Here is a 19,581-nt window from a genome sequence, read left to right on the forward strand (position 1 = left end):
CGGGGAGATGGTCGTTTAGTAATCGATCGGGTCGCGGATGATCGGGCAGGTCATGCAGTGGCCACCGCCACGGCCTCGGCCCAGTTCACCGGCGCTGATGGTGATGACTTCCACGCCGGCCTTGCGCAGCAGGGTGTTGGTGTAGGTGTTGCGGTCGTAGCCGATGACCACGCCCGGCTCCACGGCCACCACGTTGTTACCGTCGTCCCATTGTTCGCGCTCGGCGGCGAAGCTGTTGCCACCGGTTTCCACCACGCGCAGTTTCGGCAGGTTGAGGGCTTTGGCCACGGTATCGAGGAAAGTGCCTTCTTCGCGGCGGATGTCGATGCCGCCCTGTTTGCTTTCGTCAGGTCGCAGAGTGAAGGCGACAATCTGGTTCACCACTTCCGGGAAAATCGTCACCAGGTCGCGGTCGCAGAAGCTGAACACGGTGTCGAGGTGCATCGCGGCGCGGGACTTCGGCAGGCCGGCAACGATGACTTTTTCCACGGCTTTGTTCTTGAACAGGTTCAGCGCCAGTTGGCCGATGGCCTGACGCGATGAGCGCTCGCCCATACCGATCAACACCACACCGTTGCCGATTGGCATCACGTCGCCGCCCTCAAGGGTGGAGCTGCCGTGATCCTTATCCGGGTCGCCGTACCAGATTTCAAATTCGGCGTTGGTGAATTGCGGGTGGAATTTGTAGATGGCGGTGGCCAGCAGGGTTTCCTGACGGCGCGCCGGCCAGTACATCGGGTTCAGCGTTACGCCGCCATAGATCCAGCAGGTGGTGTCACGGGTGAACTGAGTGTTCGGCAGCGGCGGCAGAATGAAGCTGGAGTGGCCGAGGAAGTCGCGGAACATCTGGATGGTCTTGCCACCGAAGCTGTCCGGCAGATCATCGGCAGACACGCCACCAATCAGGAATTCGGCGATGTGCCGTGGTTCGAGGCTCTTCAGCCAGGATTTGACTTCGTTGATCAGGCCCAGGCCCACCGAGTCGGCGGTGACCTTGCGCTCGAGAATCCAGTCCAGTGCCTCAGGGTTAGCGACGATGTCGGTGAGCAGGTTGTGCATTTCCAGCACGTCGATGCCGCGCTCGCGCATCTTGGTGACGAAGTCGAAGTGGTCGCGCTTGGCCTGAGCCACCCAGAGCACGTCATCGAACAGCAGTTCATCGCAGTTGTTCGGGGTCAGCCGCTGATGGGCCAGACCTGGGGAGCACACCATGACTTTGCGCAGTTTGCCGGCTTCGGAATGGACGCCGTACTTAACTTTTTCCGTGGTCATTTCAGATCCTCCAGATAACAAATCAATCAGGGATTACAGAGTCAGGAAGCCGTCGTAGAGACCGTAGGCAGCCACCAGGGCGCCCACGACCACTGCGGCGAAAATCAGCTTCTCGACGTTAGTGAAAATCGGTTGTTTGAGTTCCAGCTTGGCTTTGGCGAACAGGATCGCGCCGGGGGCATAGAGCAGGGCTGAGAGCAGCAGGTACTTGATCCCGCCGGCGTACAGCAGCCAGACCGCATAGATCAGCGCGATGCCGCCGATAATCAGATCCTTGCGCCGTTCGGCCGCGAAGCCTTCGTAACTTTCACCGCGCACCGCCAGCAGCAGGGCGTAGGCCGCCGACCACAGGTACGGCACCAGAATCATCGAAGTGGCGAGGTAGATCAGCGACAGGTAAGTGCTGGCCGAAAACAGCGTGATGACCAGGAAAATCTGCACCATCGCGTTGGTCAGCCACAGGGCGTTGACCGGTACGTGGTTGGCGTTTTCCTTGCGCAGAAACTCCGGCATGGTGTGGTCTTTGGCGGCGGCGAACATGATCTCCGCACACAGCAGCACCCACGACAGCAGCGCCCCCAGCAGCGAGATGATCAGACCGACGCTGATCAGCACCGCGCCCCAGTGACCGACCACATGCTCAAGCACGGCGGCCATCGACGGGTTCTGCAGTTTCGCCAGTTCCGGTTGGGTCATGATGCCCAGCGACAGCACGTTCACCAGCACCAGAAACAGCAGCACGGTGATGAAGCCGATCACGGTGGCCTTACCGACGTCCGAGCGTTTTTCCGCGCGGGCCGAGAAGATGCTCGCGCCCTCGATGCCGATGAACACCCACACGGTGACCAGCATCATGTTGCGCACCTGGTTCATCACACTGCCCAGATCCGGATTTTTGATGCCCCAGATGTCGGCGGTGAAGATGTCCAGTTTGAAGGCGAACACCGCGATCAACACGAACAGCAGCAGCGGTACGACCTTGGCGACCGTGGTCACCAGGTTGATGAACGCTGCTTCCTTGATCCCGCGCAGCACCAGAAAGTGCACCGCCCACAACAGCACCGAGGCGCCAATCACCGCAGCAACGGTGTTGCCCTCACCGAAAACCGGAAAGAAATAGCCGAGGGTGCTGAACAGCAGAACGAAGTAACCGACGTTACCCAGCCAGGCGCTGATCCAGTAACCCCAAGCGGACGAGAAACCCATGTAATCGCCAAATCCGGCCTTGGCGTAGGCGTAGACACCGCCGTCCAGGTCAGGCTTGCGATTGGCGAGGGTCTGGAAGACAAAAGCGAGGGTGAGCATGCCGACAGCGGTGATGGCCCAACCGATAAGTACTGCACCGACATCGGCGCTGGCGGCCATGTTTTGCGGCAAGGAGAATATCCCGCCACCGATCATTGAACCGACTACCAATGCAACCAGTGCACCTAGTCGTAGTTTTCCGGGAGCTTCAGACATTTGCATGACTCCATTGCAGGAGAGAAGAGATCACAGCGTAGTTCTGTTGTCTGTTCAAACAGCTGACTTAGATCAGTGCATGGTCACATTCCATTGTTAATGAATGACTTAGGCTTCGACTGAAGGCATAAAGCTCCTACCTGCAAGGCCCGTCCTAGAGGCGTTGTGGCTACATCTTTGGGAATGACTAGTATTACTTTCGAATTATCACGCTAGTTCTTTTTCAGCTTTTGGCAAATTTTCCGCCTCTGTTTTCAGTACAGAATTGATTTATCAGGATCAGCGCACAAAACCGACTTAGCGTGCTAGAGCGTTAGCGTCATCGGCTATATAAAAATGGGCGTTAATTGGCGTTACCTGATAAACGTCATCTACCTTTATCCGTTTAGTTAATCGTCGTTAAAATCCAATTCTCACCACACATTCAAAGGGAAACTGAAATGTCGCAACCGACGCAAAAGCTGCGATTAGGCGCGTTGATCGCCCTGGTGGTGGGTTCGATGATTGGCGGGGGGATTTTCTCGCTGCCGCAGAACATGGCGGCACGCGCCGATGCCGGGGCGATCCTGATCGGTTGGGGGATTACCGCGATCGGCATGCTGACTCTGGCGTTCGTCTTTCAGACCCTGGCCAATCGCAAACCCGAACTGGATTCCGGCGTGTATGCCTACGCCAAGGCCGGGTTTGGCGACTACATGGGTTTCTCGTCGGCGTGGGGTTACTGGATCAGCGCGTGGCTGGGCAATGTCGGGTATTTCGTCTTGTTGTTCAGCACCCTTGGGTATTTTTTTCCGGTGTTTGGCCAGGGCAACACGCCAATCGCCATCGGCTGCGCCTCGGTGCTGCTGTGGGCCGTGCATTTTCTGGTGATGCGCGGGATCAAGGAAGCGGCGCTGATCAATCAACTGACCACGGTGGCCAAAGTCGTACCGCTGATCATGTTCATCGTCATCGCGGCGGTGGCATTCAAGGCTGACATTTTCACTCGTGACATCTGGGGCACCAGCAACCCGAATTTCGGCGGGGTGATGGATCAGGTGCGCAACATGATGCTGGTCACGGTGTTCGTGTTCATCGGCATCGAAGGCGCCAGCGTGTACTCGGCGCGGGCGGAAAAACGCAGCGACGTCGGTCGCGCCACGGTCATCGGTTTTGTCGGCGTGCTGGCGCTGCTGGTGCTGGTCAACGTGCTGTCGCTGGGGATCATGAGCCAGCCGGAGCTGGCGAATCTGCAGAACCCGTCACTGGCGGCGGTACTCGAACACATTGTCGGGCCGTGGGGCGCGCTGTTGATCAGCATCGGTCTGGCGATTTCACTGCTCGGTGCGTTGCTGTCCTGGGCCTTGCTGTGTGCGGAAATCCTCTTCGCCACGGCCAAGGACAAGACCATGCCGGCGTTCCTGAAAAAGGAAAACAGGAACCACGTGCCGGTCAATGCGTTGTGGCTGACCAACGTGATGATCCAGATTTTCCTCTTGATCACGTTGTTTTCGGCGGGCACTTACACCAGCCTGATTTATCTGGCCTCGTCGATGATTCTGGTGCCGTATCTGTGGTCGGCGGCGTACGCGGTGCTGCTCAGCGGACGCGGCGAAACCTATGAGCATGCCTCGGCCGAACGCACCAAGGACCTGCTGATCGGCGGCATCGCCCTAGGGTATGCGGTGTGGTTGTTGTATGCCGGCGGCGTGAAGTATTTGCTGCTGTCGGCGTTGCTGTATGCGCCGGGGGTGATCCTGTTTGCCAAGGCCAAGCGTGAGGCGGGCGAACCGTTGTTCACCCATGTCGAGAAGGGCATTTTCACCTGCGTGGTTATTGGCGCGGGGCTGGCGGCGTATGGGTTGTACAGCGGTGTGCTGTCGTTGTGAGGTTGTCGCTTGCGTATGCGCCGCCGTATGACTGGGACGCAATGCTGGGGTTTCTCGCGGCGCGGGCGGTGGTCGGGATGGAGGTTGTGGTCGAGGATGTGTACTCGCGCAGCATCGGGTTGAACGGGCTTCATGGCACGGTTTCAATTTGGCCTGAGGCAGGGAATGCCTTGGCGGTTGAGCTGGATTTTCCTGATCCGTTGATGGTGCCCGAGATCGTTATCAGGTTGCGGCGGATGTTTGATCTGGATGCGGATCTGGCGCTGATGCACGGGCATTTGGCGAGTGATCCGTTGCTGGCGCGGTTGATTGCCGAGCGTCCGGGGCTGCGGATTCCCGGTGCGTGGGATGGCTTGGAATTGGCGTTTCGCGCGGTGCTCGGGCAGCAGATTACGGTGCTGGCGGCGATTCGTTTGGCGGGGAAACTGGTTGGGCAATATGGCGCGCCGCTGGATTCGGGCGTGCCTGGATTGACCCATGTGTTTCCCGAGGCGGACGTGTTGGCAGCGGCAGATCTGGCGGCGCTGGGCATGCCGAAAAGTCGCGGGCGGACGCTGTCGGGTGTGGTGCAAGCGTTGCTGGATGAGCCTTCTTTGTTTGAACCGAATCGCGAGGGTGGCGTGGCGCGGTTGTTGGCCTTGCACGGGATTGGCGAGTGGACGGCGCAGTACATTGCGTTGCGGCAGTTGCGCGATCTGGATGGGTTTCCGACCAGGGATGTCGGGTTGCTGAGAGCGCTGGAAGTGCTGGAAGGCAAGCGGCCGACAGAGCGGGAATTGTCGTTGCGCGCTGAGGCGTGGCGGCCGTATCGGGGGTATGCGGCGCAGCTTTTGTGGACATCTTTGAGCCGGGCAGATTGATACATCATCACTCGGCCTGAAATTGCAGCCCTCACCCCAGCCCTCTCCCAGAGGGAGAGGGGGCCGATCGAGGTGTCTTGCGTTGTCCATCGACCTGCAAGACCGAGTCGATTATGGATTCAGCGCCAATCGTTCAAGTCGGTGAATCTCTTCAGTATCCCCGAATCAGTCTCTCTCTCTGAGAGCGGGGGCCGACCGAGGTGTTTTGCGCTATCCATCGACCTGAAAGACCGAGTCGATTATGGATTCAGCGCCAATCGTTCAAGTCGGTGAATCTCTTCAATATTCCCCGATCGGTCCCCTCTCCCTCTGGGAGAGGGTTAGGGTGAGGGGCTTTTAATTCCACTGTGGGTGATGAGAACCCAGTTCTGTGGCCGGCAACGCCCACTGAATCGGTGTGCCGCTGATCTTCACCGGCACCTGCAAGCGATGCGCCGGGCCCCACGGGGTCTGCTCCACCGACACCACCTGATCCTGTTCATCCTCGGCACGTAGCGCTTCGGTTGTCCCCGGCGCAGACTCGATCAACAACTTCGCCGTCCGCGCCAGCGACAATCGCGCCGAGCCACCGCGACCCGTGTTCAAACGCTCAGTCAGCAATCTGATCGCACTCGCCGCCATCAAATACCCCGTCGCATGATCCAGCGCCTGCACCGGCAACGGCGTCGGTTTATCGGCCTGTTGCCAGCGCTGCCCGGCCTCGGCGATGCCGCTGCTCATCTGCACCAGACTGTCGAAACCACGGCGGTTTTGCCACGGGCCGCTCCAGCCGTAAGCGTTGAGACCGACATCGATCAGGCCCGGCGCGAGCTGGCGACGGCGCTCAACGCCGAAGCCGAGATTTTCCAGTGCGTCGGCGCGGTAGCCGTGCAGCAGAATATCGGCGTCCTTCAACAGACTTTCGAACACCGCACGATCTGCCGAGTCATGCAGATTCAACCGTGCGCAGCGTTTGCCGAGGGTCATTTCCGGGACGACACCGGGCTCGTTCCAGGTCGGTGAATCGATGCGCAATACATCGGCGCCAAGGCCCGCGAGAAAACGGCTGGCGGTGGGACCAGCGAGCACGCGCGTCAGGTCCAGCACCTTGATCCCGGCCAACGGTTGCGCCACCGAGCCTCGCCAGGTTTGGCTGTTTTCATCTTGCGAATCGAGGAAATGCACCAGCGGCTCGGCATTCACCGCCAGTCCCTGCGGATGCGTCTGCCACTGTGCCCAACTGCGCATTTCGGCGGCGCAGCCCTTGGCCTCGACCACCGCTTGTTCCAGATCCGTACTTGCCCATTGCGCGACTTTCGCCGCCATCGCAGCACGGTCGGCGCAGGCACCGAGCACACGTTCAGCGGCGGCGCGGTGATGTGGGGCGTTGGTGTGCAGGCGGATCCAGCCATCCTGTGTGGCGTAGTCGCCGGCAACCGGGTCCCACAGCGGTGGTACTTGCCAGCCCATCGGGCGCAGCGAGGTCGAGAACCAGAACGAGGCCAGGCGTCGGTCGACTTCAATGTCGGGCAAGTGACCGGTCTGCTGTTCGATCAATTGGCTAACGGCCTGACCGGCCGCGGCCATGCTGGTGCAGGCAAGCTCGGTAACGGCGAACGCCGAGGGCAGGGCGCCGCGGTCGGTGAACGGAATCGGCGTGTGTGACAAGCCGAGTGCGGCTTGAATGGACGTGAGTAAATCAGTCATCGAAGGCCCTCCGGAGCGAGAGGGCGATGATAGTGCAAAAAATCATTGGATTAGATGAAAGCTCCTGTAGGAGTGAGCCTGCTCGCGATCGCGGTGGGTCAGTCGACACATGCTCCACTGATCCACCGCGATCGCGAGCAGGCTCACTCCTACAAGGGAAATGCAGTGTGGCTTAGACGCGGAACTGATCCATCAATTTCATCTGCTGACTGGCCAGGGCATTGAGCTGGCTGCTGATCGCGGCTGACTCAGTGGCTTGTTCAGTCAATGTTTCGGTAACGGTACGAATCGCCGAGACATTGCGATTGACCTCTTCAGCCACCGCACTCTGCTGCTCAGCTGCACTGGCAATCTGCAAGTTCATGTCACTGATCACCGTCACCGCATCGCTGATCTTGCCCAGCGCATCGACGGCCTGACGAATCTGCCCGGCGTTGTTGTGCGCCTGGGTCTGGCTCGAATGCATGGTCGCGACCACGCCTCGGGTGCCGGTCTGAATCCGCTCGATCACGATGCGAATCTCTTCCACCGAATCCTGCGTGCGCTTGGCGAGGTTGCGCACTTCGTCGGCAACCACGGCAAAACCACGGCCACTCTCACCGGCACGGGCGGCTTCAATCGCCGCGTTGAGGGCGAGCAGGTTGGTCTGCTCGGCGATGCTGCGGATCACCTCCAGTACCGAGCCGATCTGCTCGCTGTTGACCGCCAGTGCTTCAACCTCAGTCACTGCCTTGCTGACTTCATCGGCCAGTTGATTGATGTCGCGGGTGCTGCGCTCGATGATCGACATGCCGTCCTTGGCCGACTGATCGGCACCTTTCGCGGCATTGGCTGCGTTCGATGCGCTGTTGGCGACGTCGTGGGCAGTGGCGCTCATTTCGTTGGAGGCGGTGGCGACCTGATCGATCTCGCGGAACTGCACCTGCATGCCTTCACTGGTCTGGCGGGCGATTTCCGAAGACTGGTCGGCGGTGCCGCGCGCCTCGGTGATGCTCTGCTTGATCTGCGCGATGGTCGGTTGCAGCTTGTCGAGGAAGCGGTTGAACCAGTTGACCAGTTCGCCCAGTTCATCCTGCTTGCTGTAGTTCAGGCGTTGGGTCAGATCGCCTTCGCCGCTGGCAATATTTTTCAGCATCTCGGCGACGCTGTTGATCGGCCGGGTGACGCCGGATGCGGTCAGCCAGATCAGCAGCAGGCCAACCAGACCGGCGACCACGGCAACCAGCAGCGCTGTGATCACGCCAGTTTCCTGAGCATCGTCGAGTACCGCTTGCAACTTGACCGAGTCGGCCAGCAGCACTTGTTTCGGCAGGTCGATGACCACGCCCCAGGCGCGCGAGTTACCGATCGGATCGACCGGGTACACCGCACGAATAAGGTCGCCCTGTTCGAGAATCTTCGGTGTGCCAGAAGTCAGCAGTTGCAGCACGTCTTTGCCATCGGCACCGAGGGTGTCGCTGATCTTTTTGCCGACCTTGCTCGCGTCGGAACTGTCGGCGCCGAGCACGCCGCTGCCAGAGACGATCAGCATATGCCCGGCGTTGTTGAACAGGCTGCGCTGGGAATCCACGGCCGCCGCTTGCAGGGCGTCGAGGGCGATGTCGACGCCGACCACGCCGATGGCTTTGCCGTCGACAATCAACGGCACGGAAATGGTCGTCATGAGCATTTCCTTGCCACCGACGGTGTCGGCATACGGATCGAGCAGGCAGGTACGCTTGTTATCGCGAGGGCAGGTGTACCAACTGTTGTAGGGCGTGCCGCTGACGCTGAGGGTGGTTTTGGTCAGGTCTTCTTCGACCATGATGGTGTTCAGCGAGGCACCGGCGGCGCGACTCCAGTAAGTCGCGAAACGCCCGGCTTCGTTGGACTGACGAGCGGCATCGTTGGCGAATTCGCTGTCCTTGCCGTCGAGAGCGTTCGGTTCGAAAGCGAGCCAGATACCGAGCACTTTATCGTTGCGCTCAAAAGCGGTTTTCAGGCTCAGGTTCAACTCTTCGCGCAGGGCGCCGGCGTCCAGCGAACGCTTGGCGGCCATGACGCGCAGGTCCTTGATCTGATCCGCTACGGCAGTGATCACCGTCAGGCTTTCGCCGAAGGTTTTCTGCACCCGCACCGCTTGTTCGGCGGCTTTGGCTTGCAACAGATTCTGCACACTGGCGGTGAGCAATTTGTTGCTGGAGTTGCTGACCAGTTCGTCGTTCTGATTGGTCTGGTAGATGTTCATGCCGACGATCAGCGCAACCACACCGAGCAGGCACAGGCCGGAGAGCAGAACGATTTTCAGGCGAATGGACAGAGCGTCGAACATGGGGCGATCTCGCGAATGAATAAACGGGTGGCAGGCGGACATGAACTATCCGGTACGCCAAATCCATTCAGCGCCATTCAATGCTCATCGGCGTGGATGCAGAGGTCATGAGGCGCGTGCCGACGGACGGTCAGCGCTAAACGTTTGCGCAGGGGAAAGTGCTGAAAAAGCGAATAATTACAGGGATGTTTCAGTGCGAAGACGGGTCAGTGCAGACCCGGATGGATTCCGGGCGCGACCAGATCCACAGATTGCCCAGGCTCATCCCGGCAATCGCCAGATAGATCGGCCAGCCGTGGTCGAGCATCACCAGCATTAACGTCGCGCAAAGCAACATGCTCACTGTCGCGCTGACTTTGGCCTTGCGCGCGATGATCTTGCCGTTGCGCCAGTTGCTGAGGATCGGCCCGAACAGGCGATGGTTTTCCAGCCAGGCACTCAGGCGCGGCGAACTGCGGGTCGCGGCCCAAGCGGCGAGGAGGATGAACTCGGTGGTCGGCAGGCCGGGCACGACAATGGCGATCAAGCCGATGCCGAGGCTGACGTAGGCCAGCAGACCGAACAGCAGACGGGCGAGTTTCGAGGAGGCGGGTTGCGGCATGGGCTACGCGGTGGCTTCTGAAGCGGAATGGAGATCTTACAGGCTTACGCAGTTCCCCTGTAGGAGTGAGCCTGCTCGCGATAGCGGTGTATCAGTCGACATTCATATTGAATGACAGGACGCCATCGCGAGCAGGCTCACTCCTACAGGATGTGTGTTGTGTCAGGCCGGTTCGGCTTCTGTGGCGTAAGCCTGTTCCAGCAGCACGGTGAAACGGTTGAACGCGTCGATCGCACCTTGCTCGACTTCAGCTTCTTCTTCAGCGCTGAACTGCAGCGAATCGAGGGTGCGTACGAAGCTTTTCCAGCCTTCCGCACGGCCACCTTCTGGCTCACCCAGGTGACGGGCACCAAAGGTTTCGCTCAGCTCCAGCGCCACAGCGCGTTTGATCAGGAACGCCGCACCGAGCTTTGAACCTTCGGAAACAAAGATCCAGCCCAGAGCACGCGCCTTGCTCGGATTTTTCACTGCGCCTGCGACCGCTGCCGGCACTTCGGTGTCCAGATCAGCCAGGTCAGCCTTGGCCGCTTCGGCGCGGCAACGCGCCGGCAGATCCGGGACGATGGCGGTCAGTTCGGCATCGTTGTACAGCTCGACCAGTTCCGACTGGAACAGGTACTGCGCGACGACAAAACGGGCGAAATTGGCGCGGGTCTCGAACGGCGCGTGGGCTTTGACCAGGGCGTCGAGTTTGCTGTGCGGCTCATGGGTGATCTGGTTCAGGCGTTGTGAACGCAGGGCTTTTTCCGAAGTGGTCATGACATGTCCTTGATAAAAGAGGCGCTTGATAACGAGACGAACAAGACGCCGTGCAAGCGTAAAAAAACCTCACGGCGCGGTGCCTGAACACGCGCAGTGAGGTTGGCCGGATCAGATGTCCCAGATCAGATTGATCGCGAAGTTGCGGCCCGGTTGGGTCAGGCGATCAAGGTTGGCCGGCTGCGTCACCGACGCTTCGCCGACGCTGTCGTAACCGCGCACGTCATCCCACAGCCAGTATTTCTTGTCGGTCAGGTTGTAGATGCCGCCGCTGACGGTGACGTCGTCGGTGACTTTGTAATAACCGGCCAGATCAAGAATGCCGAAGCCCGGGGTTTTGAACTGGCTGCTGACGCCATCCGGCGACTTGAAATTGCTGTCGTCGACGCGATCCTTTTTCTTCACCACGGTCCAGCTCAGCAGGCCGCCGTAGTTGTCCTGGTCGTAACCCAGACCGAACACGCCGGTCAGCGGGTTGACGCTGTTGATCGGCTCGCCGTTGTCGTTGTTGCGACCGTAGGCGTAGGCGATCGAGCCTTGGGTGTAGAGGCCTTGCGGCGCGCCGAATGCATCCAGATTCAGGCGACCTTTGACTTCCGCACCCTTGATGGTGGCGTGCTTGATGTTGGCCGACTGGAAGGTCAGCTCGTTGCGGCCCGGGGTCACGGCGTCTTCGTTGATGAAATCGCGGTACTTGTTATAGAACACCGCCACGTCGAACGAACCGTGCTCGAAGTTACCGCGCAGACCGGTTTCATAGCTTTTGCTTTTCTCCGGTTCGAGGTCCGGGTTCGGCGCCACGCTGTAACCGGTGGTGGTGTTTTCGAAGCGGCCGTACAGGGCTTTCGCGGTCGGAGTACGGAAACCTTCAGCGTACTGACCGTACCAGGTGTAGTTTTCGGTCAGGGCGTAGGTCAGGCCGAATTTCGGCGAGACTTTGTGCCAGGTCTTGTTCTCGTCGCTGACCGTGCCTTGGCCGTCCGCCGCCACGGTGTTGAGGAATTCCTGAGTGATGTGCGGCTTGAGCTGGGTGTAGTCGTAGCGCAGGCCCGGCAGGAAGGTCCAGTTCTTCCAGCTGATCTGATCCTGAGCGAACACGCTGTAGGTGTTGATGGTCGGGTCCGGGAAGTCGGTCGCCTTGGCCAACACGTCAGCGGTACTGGTCGCACCAATGGCGGTGCAGCCACGACCGACGGCCAGGCAAGTGCCGTCGCCGCTGCGCGAACCGGTGACTTTCTGTTGCTTGAGGGTGGTGCCGTAAGTCAGGACGTGATCGGTGTCGCCGATGGCGAACGCCTTGTCCAGTTGCGCATCGAAGACCCACTGCTTTTCTTCGTAGATCGTGTCACGAGTACGCAGCACTTGGCGGGTGATCGGGTAGTAGAACTCGGTGGTGCTCTGGTCAGTCTTGGCGATCTGGTGGTTGAGGCTCCACTTCACGTTGTCGACCAGCAGGCTGTCGAGGGCGAACGAGTGTTCGATGCCGATACGTTCACGGGTGATCGTGTCGTTACCGGTGCGCCACTGGTACATGCCGCCGGGCAGTACGCTGTTCGGAATGGTCGGGGCGCCGTTGAAGTACGGGCCGCCGTAGGCACTTTTCTGATCGGTGTCGCGATCATCCTTGTACTTTTCGTAGGTCAGGCCCAGACGCGAATCTTCGTTGTAGTTCCAGCCGATCTTGGCCAGCACGTTGTAGGCGTTGACGTCTTCCGGGTTGGCGGCAGTGCGTTCCAGACCGGTGCCGTTGTTGCTGCCATAGGAATCGGTCTCGTGACCGTCGCGCTGGCTGTAGTGCAGCAAGCCGTCGAACTGGTCGGCGCGGCCGGCGACGGTGGCGGATTTCAGCCAGCTGTCATCGGCGGAGCTGTAACCGGTTTTCAGACGCGCGCCGACGTCTTTGCCGGGCTTGATGATGTCGTCGGCATCGAGGGTGTAGTAGCTGACGGCGCCGCCGATGGCGTTGCTGCCGTAGAGCACCGAGGCCGGGCCACGGAGGATTTCCACGCGTTTGACGATTTCCGGGTCAACGTAATTGCGCTGGGTCTTGGCATACGGGCCGTTGAAGAAACCGTCCGGCACTTCCACGCCGTCAACCTGCGTCAGGATGCGGTCGCCGTCGATACCACGGATGTTGTAGCCGCTGATGCCGCCACGGGTGCCGGCGCCGCCGACGGATACGCCCGGCTCATAACGCACCAGATCCTTGATGGTGTTGACGTTGTTGCGGTCCAGATCCTGGCGGGTCTGCACGGTGACGGTGGCCGGTACGCTGTTGACCGACTGCTCCTGACGGGTGGCGCTGATGGTCACCTGATCGAGATTGAGCGTGCCGCTGGCGTTGCGCTTTTCCAGGACGACGTTGTTGTTGCTGATTTTGCGGAAGCTCAGGTTGGTCCCCACCAACAGGCGCTCCAGGGCTTTTTCCGGGGGCAACGAGCCACGCACGCCCGGCGACGACACGCCCTGACCCAGTTCTGCCGGCAAGCCAACCTGCCAACCGGTCACGGTGGTGAAGGCATTGAGCGCCGACACCAGCGGCTGCTGACCGATGGCGAACGAGTAATCGCCCATGTTGCGCGTCGGTTGCTCGGTGGCCGCCATCAGTGGCGCAGTGCCGGCCATCAGGATGGCCGCGGTCAGCAGCGACAAGACGCGGGAAGGGGAGGAAGTCTGGCGGGTAAGGCGTGAGGACATCGATAGCGCTCCGTGTCGCACGAATCTTTATAGGGGCTGATTGGCTTCGCGTGTTGCGAATCAATTGCATTGGCTATAACGAGACGTACTGACGTTGGCTATCGAGTAAAAATAATTCTCATTTAGTTCAGGATGACCACGGCGGGGAATTCTTTCAGTTGCGCCGAGGTGATCTGAGCGAGGGAGCGAACCACGTCGAGCGGCTGATCGAGACGGTAATTGCCGGTCACGGCGACGTCCGCCAGTTGCTCGTTGGTGTTGATGATCCAGCCTGGATAGTAACGGCGCAATTCGGCCAGCACCTGATTCAGCGGGCAGTTCTCGAACACCAGTCGGCCCTGCACCCAGGCCAGATCGGTGTTGGCGTCGAGTTTGGCCGGGCGGTCGAAACCGTTGGGGCCGATTCGGATGCTCTCACCGGCAGTCAGACGCACGCGTGCGTCGTTGTGCGTGGCGCGCAAATCGACGTCGCCGCGCTGCACATTGACCTGCGCGACGCCATCGAGATAACGCACGGCGAACGCGGTATCGCGCACGCTGGCAGTGACTGGTCCGGCATCGATTTCCAGCGGTTGACTGCGGCCGCTGGCAATCTCGAAAAACGCCTCGCCCTGAAACAACCGGGCAACGCGCTGTTGATCGTTGATGGTGCTGGAGAATGCCGAATTGGTATTGAGCAGGACTTTCGAACCGTCCTCCAGTTGCAGACGCTGGCGCTCGCCAACCACCGTGAGGTGATCGGCCTGAAGGCGCATGGGCAGATTACTGAAACTGAACAAGCCAAGGATCAGCACCGCAGCAGTGGCCAGCGGTTTCCAGTGCGGACGCAGACGCTTGAGGACGGTGACTTTCGCAGGTTTCGCCGCCAGGCTTTGCGCGCACTGGGCGACTTGCGGGCCGTCCCAGATCGCCTGAGCCTTGGCAAACGCTTCGGCATTCAACGGATCGGCCGCGAGCCAGGCATGAAACTGCCGGGTCTGCTCCTCGTCCGGGCTGCCGAGCACGATGAGCCAGTCCAGTGCCTGGTCCATTGCGTTTGCAGCGTCCTGCACCGAATCCGGCGAAGGCGAGCGGTGGGTGTCCGTCACGGTGTTTCCTCGGCAGTGTCTGCGCACGGCTGTTTTTTCAAGTGAAGCGTAAAAGTCGGGCAAGGGTAACAAAGCCCGATGATCCGTGCAGGCGATCCTGGCACTTACAGAAAAGCCCTACAGCCTCAGTCGCCATTCAGACGTTCGGCGACGCCGATGCAAATGGTCATGATCAGCTTCAATTCTTTTTGTACGGTGCTGAGGGAGACGTTCAGCTCATCAGCGATTTCCTGATAACTGTTCCCGTGCAAACGGCTGAGGATGAAAATCTGCTGCTGGCGGGGGCTGAGTTGACTGAGGCTCACGTTCAAGCGCTCCAGCATCTGTTCGGCGTGGGCGGCATCTTCGGCGCTGCTGGCGGGGGCGGCGACGCTGTGCACGACATCCTGCGGCACATCATCGACCATGGTTCGCGAATGGATCTTGCGCGCGCGCAAATGATCCAGCGCCAGATTGCGCGCGGTCTGGAAGACAAAAGGTTCGAGGTGATCGATGGCCCGCTCGCTCAACGCCCGCGTCACACGCAGGTAGGTCTCCTGCAGCAGGTCTTCAGCGGTGCTGTGATTGTTGACCATCCGTTCCAGCGTACGCAGCAGCGAGGTGCGCTGAGTAAGGAAGACGTGGTTGAAGCGCGATTGACTCACGGGAGGACCTGATCGATTTCAAGCGAATGATAATGCTTATCATCTGCCTGTATGGTCAAGCCCTGATTTCAAATACAGCACAAAACCCCTGTAGGAGTGAGCCTGCTCGCGATAGCGGTCGATCAGCCACAACATCTGTGACTGACAGATAGCAATCGCGAGCAGGCTCACTCCTACAAAAAGCAGGGAGTTATTCGGCGTTACACAACGCCAGGCAGTTATCCAGCATGCGATTCGAGAAGCCCCACTCGTTGTCATACCAGGCCAGCACTTTCAGCAGTTTGCCGCTGGATTTGGTGTGGTTGGCGTCGAAGATCGACGACAGCGGGTTGTGGTTGAAGTCGCTCGACACCAGCGGCAGGGTGTTGAAACCGAGAATCTTCGAATGCTGGCTTGCAGCCTTGAGCAGCGCGTTGACTTCCTCGGCGCTGGCTTCTTTTTTCAGTTGCACGGTCAAATCCACCAGCGACACATTGATCACCGGCACGCGCACGGCCATGCCGGTCAGTTTGCCGGCCAGTTCCGGCAGTACCAGGCCCACTGCTTCAGCGGCGCCGGTCTTGCTCGGAATCATGTTCTGCGTGGCCGAACGCGCGCGGTAGGGGTCGGTGTGATAGACGTCGGTGAGGTTCTGATCGTTGGTGTAGGCATGAATCGTGGTCATCAAACCGCTTTCAATGCCCAGTTCACGGTGCAGCACCTGCGCCACCGGTGCTAGGCAGTTGGTGGTGCACGAAGCGTTGGAGATGATTTGGTGCGACTGGCGCAGAATGTCATGGTTCACGCCATAAACCACGGTGGCGTCGGCGCCTTTTGCCGGGGCAGAGATGATCACTTTGCGGGCGCCGGCAGTAATATGCGCGGCGGCTTTGGCGCGGTCGGTGAAGAGACCGGTGCATTCGAACACCACATCAATCTTTTCCGCCGCCCATGGCAGCTCGGCCGGGTTGCGAATCGCGCTGACCGCAATGCGGTCGCCGTTGACGGTCAGACTTTCATTGTCATGCTCGACTTGCGCGTCGAACGTGCCGTGAACGGTGTCGTATTTGAGCAGATGGGCATTGATCGAGCTGTCACCCAGATCGTTGATGGCGACGATCTGCAAATCCTGTCGATAGCCTTGGGTATACAGTGCGCGCAGGACATTACGGCCGATGCGGCCAAAACCATTGATTGCGATTCGAAGAGTCATGGAACAGCGCCGCCGTCGTTTTGTTGTTGGAATTACAAGATTATTCGCATAAAAATAGAAAACAAGCCTTTTTAGTGGCAATATTTTGTTTTATCTACAACGAGTGACCTGAATCAACTGGTCCGAATGGTCAAAAAAGCCGTCTGTCATTCCAACAACAACGGCGTTTGATCAGCATAGACAATCAGGTCGCCACATCCGTTAGCCTGGAGTTCTACACATGCATCCCCGCGTCCTTGAGGTCACCGAACGGCTTATCGCCCGCAGCCGCGCCACGCGTCAGGCTTACCTTGCACTGATTCGTGGCGCCGCCACTGACGGGCCGATGCGCGGCAAGCTGCAATGCGCCAATTTCGCCCACGGCGTGGCCGGTTGCGGCAGCGAAGACAAGCACAGCCTGCGGATGATGAACTCGGCGAACATCGCCATTGTTTCTTCGTATAACGACATGCTCTCGGCGCACCAGCCGTATGAAGTCTTCCCGGAACAGATCAAGAACGCCCTGCGCGAAATCGGCTCGGTCGGCCAGTTCGCCGGCGGCACTCCGGCGATGTGCGACGGCGTCACCCAAGGTGAGCCGGGCATGGAACTGAGCCTGCCGAGCCGCGAAGTGATCGCCATGTCGACCGCTGTGGCGCTGTCGCACAACATGTTCGACGGCGCACTGATGCTCGGCATCTGCGACAAGATCGTCCCGGGCCTGATGATGGGTTCGCTGCGTTTCGGCCACCTGCCGACGATTTTCGTCCCGGGTGGGCCGATGGTCTCGGGGATTTCCAACAAGGAAAAAGCCGACGTGCGCCAGAAGTACGCCGAAGGCAAAGCCACCCGCGAAGAGCTGCTGGAATCGGAGATGAAGTCTTACCACAGCCCGGGCACCTGCACTTTCTACGGCACCGCCAACACCAACCAGTTGCTGATGGAAGTCATGGGCCTGCACTTGCCGGGTGCCTCTTTCGTCAACCCGAACACGCCGCTGCGTGATGCGCTGACCCGCGAAGCCGCGCATCAAGTGACGCGCCTGACCAAGCAGAACGGCAACTTCATGCCGATCGGCGAAATCGTCGACGAGAAATCGCTGGTCAACTCGATCGTCGCGCTGCATGCCACCGGCGGCTCGACCAACCACACCCTGCACATGCCGGCCATCGCCATGGCCGCGGGCATTCAACTGACCTGGCAGGACATGGCCGACCTCTCCGAAGTCGTGCCGACCCTGAGCCACGTCTACCCGAACGGCAAAGCCGACATCAACCACTTCCAGGCGGCGGGCGGCATGTCGTTCCTGATCCGCGAACTGCTCGGCGCCGGCCTGCTGCACGAAGACGTCAACACTGTGCTCGGCCACGGCTTGAGCAAATACACCAAAGAGCCGTTCCTTGATAACGGCGAACTGGTCTGGCGTGAAGGCCCGGTCGACAGCCTCGACGAAAACATCCTGCGTCCGGTCGCTCGTGCGTTCTCGCAGGAAGGCGGTTTGCGGGTGATGGAAGGCAACCTCGGTCGCGGTGTGATGAAGGTCTCCGCCGTCGCCCTGGAGAACCAGATCGTCGAAGCGCCGGCGATGGTGTTCCAGGATCAGCAGGATCTGGCCGACGCGTTCAAGGCCGGCCTGCTGGAAAAAGATTTCGTTGCGGTGATGCGCTTCCAGGGCCCGCGCTCCAACGGCATGCCTGAGCTGCACAAGATGACGCCGTTCCTCGGCGTGCTGCAGGATCGCGGCTTCAAAGTCGCGCTGGTGACTGACGGGCGCATGTCCGGCGCCTCGGGGAAAATCCCCGCAGCGATTCACGTCAGCCCGGAAGCTTATGTCGGTGGCGCTTTGGCGCGGGTGCAAGAGGGCGATATCATCCGCGTCGATGGCGTCAAAGGCACCTTGGAACTGAAGGTCGACGCCGCCGAATTTGCAGCGCGCGAACCCGCCAAAGGCCTGTTGGGTAACAACATTGGCAGCGGTCGCGAACTGTTTGGTTTTATGCGTTTGGCCTTCAGCTCGGCGGAGCAGGGCGCCAGCGCCTTCACTTCTGCCCTGGAGACGCTTAATTGAAACTGGCTTTGGTCGGTGACATCGGAGGCACCAACGCGCGGTTTGCGTTGTGGAAAAACCAGCAACTGCAATCGGTTCAGGTGCTGGCCACGGCCGACCACGCCAGCCCGGAAGAGGCGATCAGCCTCTACCTGAGCGGGCTCGGTCTGGCGCCGGGTTCGATCGGTTCGGTGTGCCTGTCGGTGGCCGGCCCGGTCAGTGGTGATGAATTCAAATTCACCAACAACCACTGGCGCCTGAGCCGCACCGCGTTCTGCAAAACCTTGCAGGTCGAACAGTTGTTGCTGGTCAATGACTTCTCGGCGATGGCGTTGGGCATGACCCGTTTGCAGCCGGGCGAATTCCGCGTGGTTTGCGAGGGTACGCCGGAGCCGTTGCGCCCTGCTGTGGTGATTGGCCCGGGCACTGGCCTTGGCGTCGGTACCTTGCTTGATCTGGGTGAAGGTCGTTTTGCGGCGTTGCCGGGCGAGGGCGGTCACGTCGATCTGCCGCTGAGCAGCCCGCGTGAAACCCAGTTGTGGCAGCACATCCACAATGAAATCGGCCATGTCAGCGCGGAAACCGCGTTGAGCGGCGGCGGTTTGCCGCGAGTCTATCGCGCGATCTGCGCAGTGGACGGGCATGAGCCGACACTCGATACGCCGGAAGCGATTACCGCCGCCGGGCTGGCGGGTGACCCGATTGCCCTGGAAGTGCTCGAGCAGTTCTGCTGCTGGCTCGGCCGTGTCGCCGGCAACAACGTGCTGACCACGGGCGGGCGTGGCGGGGTGTATATCGTCGGTGGTGTGATTCCACGCTTTGCCGATTTCTTCCTCGAAAGCGGTTTCGCCCGTAGCTTTGCTGACAAAGGCTGCATGAGCGATTACTTCAAAGGCATTCCGGTGTGGCTGGTGACAGCGCCGTATTCCGGCCTCGTTGGCGCCGGTGTAGCCCTGGATCAATCAATCCCAACCTGAAATGCAATCAAACTGTAGGAGTGAGCCTGCTCGCGATAGCTGTCTTGGATTCAACACATTCGTTGACTGACAAACCGCTATCGCGAGCAGGCTCACTCCTACAGTTGTTTTGTGGTGTTTGTAAAATCAGTGCTTAAGG

General features: G+C 59.9%; 14 protein-coding genes. 4 read left to right on the forward strand and 10 right to left on the reverse strand.

The genetic code is table 11. The annotated features are described in order from the left end of the window. Window positions 1–15: 15 nt before the first annotated feature. Window positions 16–1,272, reverse strand: coding sequence for an arginine deiminase (arcA, locus tag KBP52_RS25290; protein ID WP_212621213.1), 1,257 nt, complete (start codon window positions 1,270–1,272; stop codon window positions 16–18). Between the two features lie 33 nt (window positions 1,273–1,305). Continuing rightward, window positions 1,306–2,733, reverse strand: coding sequence for an arginine-ornithine antiporter (gene arcD, locus KBP52_RS25295; RefSeq protein WP_212621214.1), 1,428 nt, complete (start codon window positions 2,731–2,733; stop codon window positions 1,306–1,308). Between the two features lie 440 nt (window positions 2,734–3,173). Between arcD (KBP52_RS25295) and arcD (KBP52_RS25300) the strand changes: the two genes are divergently transcribed. Then, window positions 3,174–4,601: an arginine-ornithine antiporter gene (arcD, locus tag KBP52_RS25300; protein ID WP_212621215.1), complete on the forward strand. Its 1,428-nt coding sequence runs from the start codon at window positions 3,174–3,176 to the stop codon at window positions 4,599–4,601. Further along, on the forward strand, window positions 4,598–5,461 hold the full coding sequence (locus KBP52_RS25305) for a DNA-3-methyladenine glycosylase 2 family protein (protein ID WP_212621216.1): 864 nt from the start codon (window positions 4,598–4,600) through the stop codon (window positions 5,459–5,461). The genes arcD (KBP52_RS25300) and KBP52_RS25305 overlap by 4 nt, the downstream gene beginning before the upstream one ends. 336 nt (window positions 5,462–5,797) lie before the next feature. Here the strand turns inward: KBP52_RS25305 and KBP52_RS25310 are convergent, their stop codons facing one another. From KBP52_RS25310 to gap, 8 genes are all read right to left on the reverse strand, one after another. Next, the gene (locus KBP52_RS25310) at window positions 5,798–7,147 is read right to left on the reverse strand and encodes a CoA transferase (RefSeq protein WP_212621217.1); all 1,350 of its coding nucleotides are present in this window, start codon (window positions 7,145–7,147) and stop codon (window positions 5,798–5,800) included. Between the two features lie 172 nt (window positions 7,148–7,319). Continuing rightward, entirely contained in the window at window positions 7,320–9,458 is a 2,139-nt protein-coding gene (locus tag KBP52_RS25315; protein WP_212621218.1) for a methyl-accepting chemotaxis protein, read from the reverse strand. 190 nt (window positions 9,459–9,648) lie between these two features. Next, a complete protein-coding gene (locus KBP52_RS25320; protein WP_212621219.1) occupies window positions 9,649–10,059 on the reverse strand; it encodes a YbaN family protein in 411 nt (136 codons plus the stop codon). Window positions 10,060–10,221: 162 nt separating this feature from the next. Further along, window positions 10,222–10,818 carry a biliverdin-producing heme oxygenase gene (locus KBP52_RS25325; RefSeq protein WP_212621220.1) on the reverse strand — a complete coding sequence of 199 codons (597 nt, stop codon included), beginning with the start codon at window positions 10,816–10,818 and terminating at the stop codon, window positions 10,222–10,224. A 111-nt stretch (window positions 10,819–10,929) separates the two neighbouring features. Then, window positions 10,930–13,515: a TonB-dependent receptor gene (locus KBP52_RS25330; RefSeq protein ID WP_212621221.1), complete on the reverse strand. Its 2,586-nt coding sequence runs from the start codon at window positions 13,513–13,515 to the stop codon at window positions 10,930–10,932. Between the two features lie 122 nt (window positions 13,516–13,637). Then, window positions 13,638–14,603 carry a FecR domain-containing protein gene (locus KBP52_RS25335; RefSeq protein WP_077574259.1) on the reverse strand — a complete coding sequence of 322 codons (966 nt, stop codon included), beginning with the start codon at window positions 14,601–14,603 and terminating at the stop codon, window positions 13,638–13,640. A gap of 125 nt (window positions 14,604–14,728) precedes the next feature. Continuing rightward, a complete protein-coding gene (locus tag KBP52_RS25340) occupies window positions 14,729–15,247 on the reverse strand; it encodes a sigma-70 family RNA polymerase sigma factor (protein WP_007917886.1) in 519 nt (172 codons plus the stop codon). Window positions 15,248–15,437: 190 nt separating this feature from the next. Next, window positions 15,438–16,439 carry a type I glyceraldehyde-3-phosphate dehydrogenase gene (gene gap, locus KBP52_RS25345; RefSeq protein WP_212621222.1) on the reverse strand — a complete coding sequence of 334 codons (1,002 nt, stop codon included), beginning with the start codon at window positions 16,437–16,439 and terminating at the stop codon, window positions 15,438–15,440. A gap of 220 nt (window positions 16,440–16,659) precedes the next feature. Between gap and edd the strand changes: the two genes are divergently transcribed. Beyond that, window positions 16,660–18,486 (forward strand): phosphogluconate dehydratase, encoded by a 1,827-nt coding sequence (edd, locus tag KBP52_RS25350; protein ID WP_137218817.1) that lies wholly within the window; start codon window positions 16,660–16,662, stop codon window positions 18,484–18,486. Continuing rightward, window positions 18,483–19,442: a glucokinase gene (locus tag KBP52_RS25355; RefSeq protein WP_123593660.1), complete on the forward strand. Its 960-nt coding sequence runs from the start codon at window positions 18,483–18,485 to the stop codon at window positions 19,440–19,442. Before edd ends, KBP52_RS25355 begins: the two co-directional genes overlap by 4 nt. The last annotated feature ends 139 nt before the right edge of the window (window positions 19,443–19,581 follow it).

This window comes from Pseudomonas sp. SCA2728.1_7 (genome assembly GCF_018138145.1).
Taxonomy (GTDB): domain Bacteria; phylum Pseudomonadota; class Gammaproteobacteria; order Pseudomonadales; family Pseudomonadaceae; genus Aquipseudomonas; species Aquipseudomonas koreensis_A.